This window comes from Streptomyces sp. NPDC020845 (assembly GCF_044334165.1).
GTDB lineage: Bacteria > Actinomycetota > Actinomycetes > Streptomycetales > Streptomycetaceae > Streptomyces.
The window spans coordinates 659759-668598 of record NZ_JBIRSJ010000004.1 but is presented as its reverse complement, the minus strand read 5'-3'; the positions used below and the strand labels follow the sequence as shown (position 1 = coordinate 668598).

The following is an 8840-nucleotide window of genomic DNA, read 5'->3' as shown; positions in this document are numbered from 1 at the left end:
CCCCGCGTTGCGGGGGCGGGCGGCCCCCTGCACTGCGCTCCGGGGGCCGAGGCTCGCCGCTTCGCTCTGAGCCTCTAACGTGCTACTTCGTAGCACGTAGGCCCGGCTGCGCCGGGCAGGCTGGCAGCAGAGCGGGGGTGCTCCCCTGGTGGAGAACTTCCGGTGATCCCGGAGTCCATGCCTCTTGGTGACTGTGGGTCAGGCGGCGGGCCGTGGTCGGCTGAGCGGCCGGGCTGCATCATCTGATGCAGCATGTACCTTTGGCGGATCCGGGTCACACCCCCGGGGGAGCCGCTGCGTGCTCCTTTCCGGGCCTCAGCCCCCGCCCCGGAACTCCCTGTGCAACAGGAGCCTGAACGGCCCTCAGGCGAGCGCACGGCCTCAGGGTGGGGGCGCGCATCGCTTCGGGGTGCCGGACCAACTCTGAAGCCGACTAGACCAATCCCATGCCGGAATACACCGGCCGAGACGCCGAGCGCACCACACGCGACCACAGACACGCCCCCACCTGCACAAACCGCAACCGCGGGCCACGTCCTGGCCCTCGACCACCACCCCACAAACTGACAGACCATCAGAGAAACCGGGGGATCGGGCCGAGCGCTCCCAGCCCAAACTGACGCGCCGTCAGGGTAAAGGTTGGGGGTCGCTGGAATGAATTCCGCGCGTCGCAACTCCTCAATCCCAAGCACCCCATAAAAATGCTTCAAAAACCCGCCACACCAACACCGAAAAACCACCCCACCACCCCCAACAAAGACCTGGAGATTGATTCCCCGGGCCTTTGCTGCCTTCGTGTGCTTATTCGATGGCGTTGAGTCCGTCGCGCCAGGCGGCGGTGAGCTCTGCGTCGTCCGAGTCGTCCCAGAGCCGGGTGACCGTCTCGGGGTCCGCCGCGCGCCACTTGCGCAGGCGGTGTGTCGCGGCCCGCAGCACATCGCAGGGAACGCGCGCCTCCTGTGGGTCGGCGAACCCCGCCTCGTCCATGTACGGCCGCATCTTCTCGTGCAGCGTCTCGGCCTTCGCCAGGGCGAGGCACTGCACGACCCCTTGGAGGGTGACGTACGGCAGGGGCGCGGCGAGGAGGACGGTGGTCATCGGTGGTCCCTTCCGGGGGTCGAGGTGCTGCCCGGTGTCTCGGGCTTGGGTTCAGGCTCCGGGGACAGGCCAGGGCAGCCTGGCGAGCGGGGAGGGGCGGCCCTTGGGGGTGGTCCGGATCTCATCCCAGTCGATGGCCGGGTGGGCCAGGAGCAGTTCCAGGTCGGCGAGCCGGTACAGGGCCACGCACGGGGTCTCGCGGCGGCGCTGCCATCCGCTGCGTACCCAGGTGGCGGGCTGTAGCCAGTTGGCTTTGGTCAGGTGGTCGAGGTCGCATTTACCGATCGCCGAAGTGGCAGGGACGAGGCTGACATGGGGCGCCGCATGGCGTAGATGTCAGCAACGCCGACGGTGCGGGGAGAATCAACCGCACCAAGGACCAGGAGACGCGACGGCAGGGCCCCGGTTCCTGTCCAGGGACCGGGGCCTGGCAGCCGGTGACATCAGGTGGGGGCCATGAGCAGTCACATTTGGAGCCACTGGTCCAGGGCGTCCAGGGCGTACCGCAGGATCTCCCGTACAGCGCCGGACGAGGCCCCCTGCACGATCCACTCGCCCAGCTTCTTCGCCGCCCCGGCGATCCGGCGCCCCCGCGCCCGGGGCTGCTGATCCTGCATCCGCTTCGTGGTGATCTTCATCTTCTGCTCCCTCGTGTTGTCGTGGGGTGACGACGGCGAGAAAGCCGGAGAGCTGAGGTGTTCGGCGAGGACCCTGAACTGTTGAACAGGGTGTCAGGCCAGGCCAGCGCGGGCGAAGATAGCGTTCAGCGGGTGGTGCAGACTGAACAGGGAGACCCATGGGGGAATCGTCGGCACGTGACAGGCTGGCCGGGGAACTGCGGAAGCTGAAAGATGCCTCGGGCCTCTCGTGCACCCAGATCGGAACGCAGGGCAAGAACCAGACGCCGATCGTGAGGCTAAGCCGGGGCAAGCTCAGCGGCTGGTTCCGAGGTGAGTACGTCCCCGAGGACGACAAGCCGTTCAAGTACCTGATCGAGCTACTCGAGGCTCGGGCGAAAAGGAACGGCGTCCCCCCGCAGGGCGTCGGCTGGTGGCGTGCGCTGCGGAAAGAAGCGGCCGACGAACGGGATGTGTCCGCAGCACTGAAGGAGCCGGCGGTCAGCTCCGCACAGTTCGTCGCCCAGGCCGTGGCGGCGCCGCATGCCGGCGACGTGGCCAAGGCCGCTCGGCTGCTGCACTTCCTCCCGCTCGACGGTCCGTGGCTCCGTTGGCTTGAGAATACCGAGACGATGTTCAAGGTTCCGCTGACCGTGAGCGACCTTGTATGCGACGCTCACCGCCCCCTGGAGACCGACCGGCCCGACTATGTCGACCGCGAACTGCAGGAGGTCCACCGCGAACTCATCGAAGCCCTCGGCGCGCTGTGCTGCGAGCTCAACGGAATGAACGACATCTCTGACGAAGGTCAGGATGTCTTGGAGATCAGCTATCCCGGTACCAGCGCGGAGCGCAACGAACTCAACCGGCAGGCATGCCGAGCGCGAGACGAGTTCATCCCCGCCTACACCAAGGTGATCAGCCTTCTCAACGCCAAGGGACTGCTCCCTCCCGTGCCTGCCGGACCCTCGACATCGCCATCGGGTTCCGTGCCACCCTCTGGGTCCCCAGGGCGGGACACCCACCTTGCCCCCAACTCTCATCGAGGAGGGCCAGCCGCACAGTACCCCGGCCGACTGGAACGGTCTGCATGAAAGCACCGGCCGGGCATGACCGGGACGAGCGTCGTGATGTCGACCGGTCCGCCACAGGGCGGGTGTACGCCACACTGTCGGAGCTCAAGCGCCTGCGCCGGAATTCGAACCAGGAGCGTGAACTGCACCTGCTCTATGCGGAGACCGCCCAGCAGTACGAGCATGTCCAGCGGGAGCAACCGCGCGACGAAGAGGCCGGCGCCTCTGGCAGACGGAGAGGGGGCGGCTGATCCAGAGGTTGGAGGCCGACGCCCTCGACATCACCGACACCGAGCTGAGACAGCGTGTCAAGGACGCACTCGTGATCCTGGAGTGCTGGGAGGAGCCTTTCCCGCAGGCCGCCCAGGTCGAGTCCCGTACGCGGTGGATTGTGACTGAGCACCTCAAGTCCGTCGAGGCCTACCGCGACGGGCAGCAGCTGCCCGACCCGTTCGAGGCATACGGCTCGACCAGGGTCTGGGTGCTTGATTTCCTCGCCGAGTGGGAGGCCTCCAAGGCCCTGTCCTCCCGAAGCTCCGGCGAAGTGACAAGTAGCTCAGAGTGATCGGCCAACGCCTTCGGCCTGGAGGGTGGCGAAGTCGGAGTGGGCTGCTTCAACGGCTTCGGGGTACGCCTGGCGCTTCTCGTGCTCGGCGAGCGCTCGGTAGATGCTGGCCAGGCCGGGGTTCTGGCCCTTGCGCTTGCCGGTGGGGATGATCAGGTCGGGGCGGATCTGCTCGACGGACTCGCCGGCCGCCCGGCGCCGCAGCACGGTGTGCAGCATGTCGTCGGTGATGACGGGGGGTCGGCCGCCGTGCCTGCCCTTGCGGGAGGCGGCGTCGAGTCCTTCGAGGGTGGCTTCGCGGATGCTCTCGCGCTCGGTCTCGGCCATGGCGGCGAAGAACCTGAAGAGCATCCGGTCAGGGCCGGACGGGTCGTAGATGCCGGGCAGCGGGCCGGCCAGCATCTCCAGGACCAGGCCGTGGGCGATGAGGTGGTCGGCCAGCGCGGTGAGCTCGGCGGCGTCGCGGCCGAGGCGCTTCATCTCGTAGACGGTGAACAGCACGCGGCAGTGCGGCGCGTGGGCCTTGATTTCGCGGGCCAGGGTAAGGGCGGCCTCGAACTGGGGGCGGACCCGGATGCGGGTGCTGATCTTCTCGGAGAAGATCTTGTCCCGGGGAATGCCGTGCGCGCTGAGCGCGTCCAGTTGCGACTGCAGCTCCTGGGTGAGGTGGCTGCAGCGGGCGTATCCGATGCGGATGTCCGCGCCCGGGGTGTCCGTCTCGGGCGCGGCCGGCGGCGGGGGGCCGGGTCGCCAGGGCTGGCCGGGGCCGCGGTCGGCCGGGGTCGGCACCCGCAGCAGTTTGGCGAGCCGGGCGACCTTCTTGAACCGGCCGGTGTGGTAGATCCCGGCGACCGCGCCCGAGCGCCTGCGGCAGGGTGAGCCGGGCTGGACGCCGCAGCGCGGGCACTCGTGGCGCTCGACGTCGTCGGCGTCGCTCTCGGTGGTGTCCTGAGGGTCCGTCACACCCGGAATTCTCTCACAAACCATTCCCAGAACAGGGCGTCGGCACCACTTGAATGAGAACGAGTTCTGAGAACCGATCGGGTGCTCGGGTCGGCTCCGACGGCCGTTTCCGATCCTGCTCCCGGAAAGGAGCGTTTATGAGAGAACACAGGATGCGGGGCGGACCAGACACGAGGCGAGCAGCCGGCCGCGCAGGGTGGTGGTGACGGTGCCGACATCACTGAGTTGCCACAGCCAGGGCGGCGGGATGGTGCGTACCGCGCAGGCTGCGATGACGGCGTGGCACTCGGCGCCTTCGGAGTGGCCTTGCAGGCCGTCGCCGACGACCCACGCCAAGCCGGAGGTTCTCGGCCATGCGGCCGCCGGGCCGCTCCTTGCCATCCGCCCCACACCGCAATAGCATTATGACCGTAAGCCAAACGATCGTAATTCAATTACTCAGGGAGTCCGTCATGGCGACACAACGGCCGGTAGCACTCGTGACGGGGGCGTCATCGGGGATCGGCAACACAACCGCTCGCGCCTTCGCCACAGCCGGGTTCGAGGTGATCGGAACCGGACGGAACACCTCGGGACTCACCCCGCCCGCCGGTGTGACCTTCCTCGACCTCGACGTGACCAGTGACGAATCCGTCACCGCCGCTGTCCAGGAAGTGATCGAACGGTTCGGACGGATCGACGTCCTCGTCAACAACGCCGGTCTGGGCTCGGCCGGCGCCGCCGAGGAGAACTCCGTCGCCCAGGCCCAGAGCCTCTTCAACCTCAACTTCTTCGGTCTCGTCCGCATGACGAAGGCCGTCCTGCCGCGCATGCGCGCCCAGGGCCGTGGACGCATCGTCAACCTCTCGTCCGTCCTCGGCGTCATCCCGCAGCCCTACATGGCCCTCTACGTCGCCGCGAAGCACGCCATCGAGGGCTACTCCGAGTCCCTGGACCACGAAGTCCGCGAGCACGGCGTCCGCGTCCTGCTCGTCGAGCCCGGCTACACCCGGACCGCCTTCGATGCCAATGCCGCGCAGCCCGACACCCCGCTGCCGCTGTATGCGGAGCGGCGGCGTGTCTTCGACGAAGTGGTCGCTGCGGCGATGAAGGCCGGCGACGACCCCGCCGTCGTCGCCAGGGAGATCGTCACGGCGGCCACCGCCCCGAAGCCGAAGCTGCGCTACACCGCCGGACCGCTCGCCTCACGCATCACCACCGCGCGACGCCTCGTCCCCGCCGGGATCTTCGACAAGCAGATCCGCAGGTTCAACCGGATGCCCGGCTGACGTCGCACCCGGCTCATCGACCTGCAGTGCGCGCGAGAGGCGCGTTCAGCTCTGACCTGACAAGGAGCATCACCATGGGAATCAGCACGGAAGCACAGCAGTTCGCGCAGTTCCTCGAAAGCGTGCGCGCGAAGGCGTCGACACCGGGCCTCGATCTGGCCGTCGTCCGCGACATCGTCGACACACATGCTTCGGCATCGACCGAGCCGGAAGGCGTCACCTACGCCGACGTGGACGCGGACGGCGTCCCCGCCCTGTGGGTCATCCCTGAGGGCGCCGACCCTGACAAGGCGCTGCTCCACTTCCATTTCGGCGGATCGGTCGCCGCCTCGATCTCATCGGACCGCAAGGCCGCCGGCCACATCGCCAAGGCGGCCGGAGCCCGCTCGCTTGTCGTGGGCTTCCGCCTGGCGCCCGAGCACCCCCACCCGGCGCAGATCGACGACGCCGAGACCGCCTACCGCTGGCTGCTCGCGCAGGGCTACGAGCCGCGGAACATCGGCAGCACCGGCCACTCCATCGGAGGCACCCTCGCGGTCGCGCTGCCGCTGCGCCTGCTCGCCAAGGGCGAGGCAGCCCCCGGGGCGATCGTCAGCATCTCGCCGTGGACCGACCTCACCATCAGCAACCCGAAGGTGGACGAGAACGAGGAACTCGACAAGATGCTCAGCCGGGACATCCTCGAGCAGTTCCGAGCGGCTTGGCTGCAGGACCCCGGCGTGGACTTCACCGACCCCGACATCAGCATCGTGAACGCCGACCTGACCGGCCTGCCGCCCACGGCCCTCCACTACGGCGAGTACGAGGCGCTTGCCGGCGAGGGCGCCGACTTCGGCCGCCGACTCGCCGACTTCAAGATCCTCTCCGAGGTCCGCCCGCTGCCCGAGGGCCAGCACTCGTTCATCCTGGGCGCGGGGCGCGTGCCCGAGGTGGACCGGGCGATCGGGCAGATGGGTCAGTGGCTTCGCCGGCACCTCGGCAGCTGACGTGGAAGCTGCCCGGACATGCGCATCGTCCGCCGAGGAGACAACCGAGAAAATCACGCAAAGGGATGGCTGACATGAAGGCATTCGTCGTCGAGAAGTACGGCAAGGACGGCCTGCGCGCCGCAGACGTTCCCGAGCCCACCGTCGGGGACGGCGACGTCCTGGTCCGAGTGAGCGCCACCAGCATCAACCCGCTGGACAAAATGGTCCGCAACGGGGAGTTCAAACGACTCCTGAAGTACAAGCTTCCGTTCGTGCTCGGCCACGACGTCGCCGGCATCGTGACGCAGGTCGGGTCGGCCGTGCGCAACTTGACAGTCGGCGACGAGGTCTACGCACGTCCCCGCGACCTGCGGATCGGAGGCTTCGCCGAGTTCATTGCGATCGACCAGGACGACGTCTCGCCCAAGCCGGAGTCACTCACCCTCCGCGAGGCGGCCGCGGTGCCCCTGGTGGCCCTGGCCGCCTGGCAGATCCTCGTCGACCGCGCCCACGTGATGCCGGGTCAGAAGGTGCTCATCCACGCCGGTGCCGGTGGCCTCGGATCGACGGTCATCCAGCTCGCCAAGCACCTCGGTGCCACGGTGGCGACGACCACGAACTCCCGCACCGAGAAGTTGGTCAGGAGCCTCGGCGCCGACATCGTCGTCGACTACACCAAGGAGGACTTCTCGCAGGTGCTGTCCGGCTACGACCTGGTGCTGGACTCCCTTGGCGGGGCGAACCTCGAGAAGTCGCTGACTGTGCTGAAGCCGGGCGGCCTGGCCATCGGTGTCGCCGGCCCGCCGGACGTCGGGTTCGCCAGGCAACTCGACGCCCCCTCGTTCATGGGCGTGGCCATGAACGCGCTCAGCCGCAAGGTGCGCAAGCAGGCCAAGGCCCTGGGCGTGCGCTATCAGTTCTTCTTCATGCAGGCCAGCGGCGCCCAGCTCCGTGAACTCGGCGCCCTGTACGACAACGGACGGCTCCGCCCGGTCATCGACCGCACTTTCCCCTTCGACCAGACGCTCGAGGCGATGGCGTACGTCGAGCAGGGGCGTACCACGGCCGGAAAGGTCGTGATCTCGATGGTGCCCGGCAACGACTGAATCGGGCTGGCCGCAGAGAAGGCGTGGCGGTGCTCCAGATGCCGTTCGCCTACCATTGGAGTGCGTTCGTAATCCAATATGATGGCGAAGCCGGCGGAGGGCAGGCGACCCTTCCGGCGTACAAAGGAGCGAGGGCGTGGCGCGTTACGGGAAAGAGCACAAACAGGCGACCAGGCAGCGGATCATCGAGACCGCCGGCCGCCGGTTCAAGAAGGACGGTATCGACGGCTCGGGCATCTCGACGCTGATGGCGGACGCCGGACTGACCAACGGCGCCTTCTACGCCCACTTCGAATCCAAGGACGACCTCGTGGCCACCGCGGTCGCGGACCAGTTGCGCGCGCAGTACGCGAACGTCATCGAGCAGGCGGCCCCCGGGATCGCCGGACTCGAGCAGATCGTACGGTGGTATCTGTCGCCCCAGCACCGCGACAGTCCCGACGACGGCTGCCCCTCCGCCGCACTCCTCGATGAGATCGGGCGCTGCGCGGACGAGACCAAGCAGGCGTACACCGACGGCGTGCTCGCCGTCATCGACGGTATCGCCGCTCGCCTGGCGCCTGCCGATCCGCGCTCGGTGCACACGAAGACCCTCAGCGTCTACGCCATGATGGTCGGGACGCTGCAGCTCTCCCGCGCCCTGGCCGACCGGCGACTCTCCGACGAGCTCCTCGAAGAGGGCATCCGCAACGCCCTGGCTCTGCTCAGCGCACAACCGCCGGGCAGCGGCTGAAGGTGCTGTTCGACGGGGACGAGGTGCCCAGCATCTGCCACGTCACCTGGAAGGTGGCATACGAGACGGCCACCGGCTGGGTGCCGGCCACCCTCGTCCCGGACCTGTGGGCCGCCGCTCCGGCCGGAGCGGCGTGATGGCCGCGCTCGCTCGAGCGGCGCCGGTCGTCCTCACGCCCGCCGACGACCCGACGTCCGTCGAGAAGGCCGTGGCCGACAGCATCACCGCCGACTTCGAGCCGGAGACCTTCCCAGGGTGTTCACGTGGGCCAGGGCGGCCTGCAGCAGGTGCAGGGCCAGCATCGAGATCTCCTGGCTCTTCCGGTCGGCGCCGGTCAGGTCCCCGTCCTTGCCGTCGAACAGGTCGTGGTTGGCGGAGTTCCAGTTCTCCACCACCTGCAGGCCCTCGTGGATCTCCCGCCGCAGCTCCGGGTCGGCCAGGTAGTCGCA

14 protein-coding genes are annotated in these 8840 nt (G+C 68.3%); 8 read left to right on the top strand and 6 right to left on the bottom strand.

The features are described 5' to 3' along the window. Positions 1 to 801 precede the first annotated feature (801 nt). The 3 genes from ACH4U7_RS12890 to ACH4U7_RS12880 form a co-directional block, all read right to left on the bottom strand. On the bottom strand, positions 802 to 1098 hold the full coding sequence (locus ACH4U7_RS12890) for a hypothetical protein (RefSeq protein ID WP_398527976.1): 297 nt from the start codon (positions 1096 to 1098) through the stop codon (positions 802 to 804). A gap of 51 nt (positions 1099 to 1149) precedes the next feature. After that, positions 1150 to 1284, bottom strand: coding sequence for a hypothetical protein (locus tag ACH4U7_RS12885; protein ID WP_398527975.1), 135 nt, complete (start codon positions 1282 to 1284; stop codon positions 1150 to 1152). 278 nt (positions 1285 to 1562) lie between these two features. Next, a complete protein-coding gene (locus ACH4U7_RS12880; protein ID WP_398527974.1) occupies positions 1563 to 1736 on the bottom strand; it encodes a hypothetical protein in 174 nt (57 codons plus the stop codon). Positions 1737 to 1894: 158 nt separating this feature from the next. Between ACH4U7_RS12880 and ACH4U7_RS12875 the strand changes: the two genes are divergently transcribed. From ACH4U7_RS12875 to ACH4U7_RS12865, 3 genes are read left to right on the top strand one after another with little or no spacing between them, the layout of a single operon-like run. Beyond that, positions 1895 to 2809 (top strand): hypothetical protein, encoded by a 915-nt coding sequence (locus tag ACH4U7_RS12875; protein WP_398527973.1) that lies wholly within the window; start codon positions 1895 to 1897, stop codon positions 2807 to 2809. Next, a complete protein-coding gene (locus ACH4U7_RS12870) occupies positions 2806 to 3039 on the top strand; it encodes a hypothetical protein (protein ID WP_398527972.1) in 234 nt (77 codons plus the stop codon). The genes ACH4U7_RS12875 and ACH4U7_RS12870 overlap by 4 nt, the downstream gene beginning before the upstream one ends. Before the next feature lie 8 nt (positions 3040 to 3047). Then, positions 3048 to 3353: a hypothetical protein gene (locus ACH4U7_RS12865; RefSeq protein WP_398527971.1), complete on the top strand. Its 306-nt coding sequence runs from the start codon at positions 3048 to 3050 to the stop codon at positions 3351 to 3353. Here ACH4U7_RS12865 and ACH4U7_RS12860 read toward each other — a convergent pair. Continuing rightward, entirely contained in the window at positions 3345 to 4316 is a 972-nt protein-coding gene (locus tag ACH4U7_RS12860) for a recombinase family protein (protein WP_398527970.1), read from the bottom strand. The genes ACH4U7_RS12865 and ACH4U7_RS12860 overlap by 9 nt on opposite strands. Positions 4317 to 4451: 135 nt before the next feature. Next, positions 4452 to 4652, bottom strand: a complete 201-nt coding sequence (locus ACH4U7_RS12855; RefSeq protein WP_398527969.1) for a hypothetical protein — start codon at positions 4650 to 4652, stop codon at positions 4452 to 4454. A 116-nt stretch (positions 4653 to 4768) separates the two neighbouring features. On the opposite strand from ACH4U7_RS12855, the gene ACH4U7_RS12850 reads away from it, so the two are divergent. From ACH4U7_RS12850 to ACH4U7_RS12830, 5 genes are all read left to right on the top strand, one after another. After that, the gene (locus ACH4U7_RS12850) at positions 4769 to 5584 is read left to right on the top strand and encodes an oxidoreductase (RefSeq protein ID WP_398527968.1); all 816 of its coding nucleotides are present in this window, start codon (positions 4769 to 4771) and stop codon (positions 5582 to 5584) included. Positions 5585 to 5658: 74 nt separating this feature from the next. Continuing rightward, positions 5659 to 6570 carry an alpha/beta hydrolase gene (locus ACH4U7_RS12845; RefSeq protein WP_398527967.1) on the top strand — a complete coding sequence of 304 codons (912 nt, stop codon included), beginning with the start codon at positions 5659 to 5661 and terminating at the stop codon, positions 6568 to 6570. A 74-nt stretch (positions 6571 to 6644) separates the two neighbouring features. Further along, positions 6645 to 7658: an NADP-dependent oxidoreductase gene (locus ACH4U7_RS12840; RefSeq protein WP_398527966.1), complete on the top strand. Its 1014-nt coding sequence runs from the start codon at positions 6645 to 6647 to the stop codon at positions 7656 to 7658. A 136-nt stretch (positions 7659 to 7794) separates the two neighbouring features. Continuing rightward, positions 7795 to 8391, top strand: coding sequence for a TetR/AcrR family transcriptional regulator (locus ACH4U7_RS12835; protein WP_398527965.1), 597 nt, complete (start codon positions 7795 to 7797; stop codon positions 8389 to 8391). Between the two features lie 2 nt (positions 8392 to 8393). Further along, complete coding sequence (locus tag ACH4U7_RS12830) at positions 8394 to 8528, top strand: hypothetical protein (RefSeq protein WP_398527964.1); 135 nt, start codon at positions 8394 to 8396, stop codon at positions 8526 to 8528. A gap of 84 nt (positions 8529 to 8612) precedes the next feature. On the opposite strand, the gene ACH4U7_RS12825 is transcribed toward ACH4U7_RS12830, so the two are convergent. Further along, entirely contained in the window at positions 8613 to 8831 is a 219-nt protein-coding gene (locus ACH4U7_RS12825) for a Tn3 family transposase (protein WP_398528002.1), read from the bottom strand. Positions 8832 to 8840: the final 9 nt, after the last annotated feature.

Coding starts and splice junctions, on each gene's coding strand:
- ACH4U7_RS12850 (WP_398527968.1), top strand. CDS start 4,769: ATGGCGACACAACGGCCGGTAGCACTCGTGACGGGGGCGTCATCGGGG.
- ACH4U7_RS12875 (WP_398527973.1), top strand. CDS start 1,895: ATGGGGGAATCGTCGGCACGTGACAGGCTGGCCGGGGAACTGCGGAAG.
- ACH4U7_RS12880 (WP_398527974.1), bottom strand. CDS start 1,736: ATGAAGATCACCACGAAGCGGATGCAGGATCAGCAGCCCCGGGCGCGG.
- ACH4U7_RS12870 (WP_398527972.1), top strand. CDS start 2,806: ATGAAAGCACCGGCCGGGCATGACCGGGACGAGCGTCGTGATGTCGAC.
- ACH4U7_RS12845 (WP_398527967.1), top strand. CDS start 5,659: ATGGGAATCAGCACGGAAGCACAGCAGTTCGCGCAGTTCCTCGAAAGC.
- ACH4U7_RS12890 (WP_398527976.1), bottom strand. CDS start 1,098: ATGACCACCGTCCTCCTCGCCGCGCCCCTGCCGTACGTCACCCTCCAA.
- ACH4U7_RS12840 (WP_398527966.1), top strand. CDS start 6,645: ATGAAGGCATTCGTCGTCGAGAAGTACGGCAAGGACGGCCTGCGCGCC.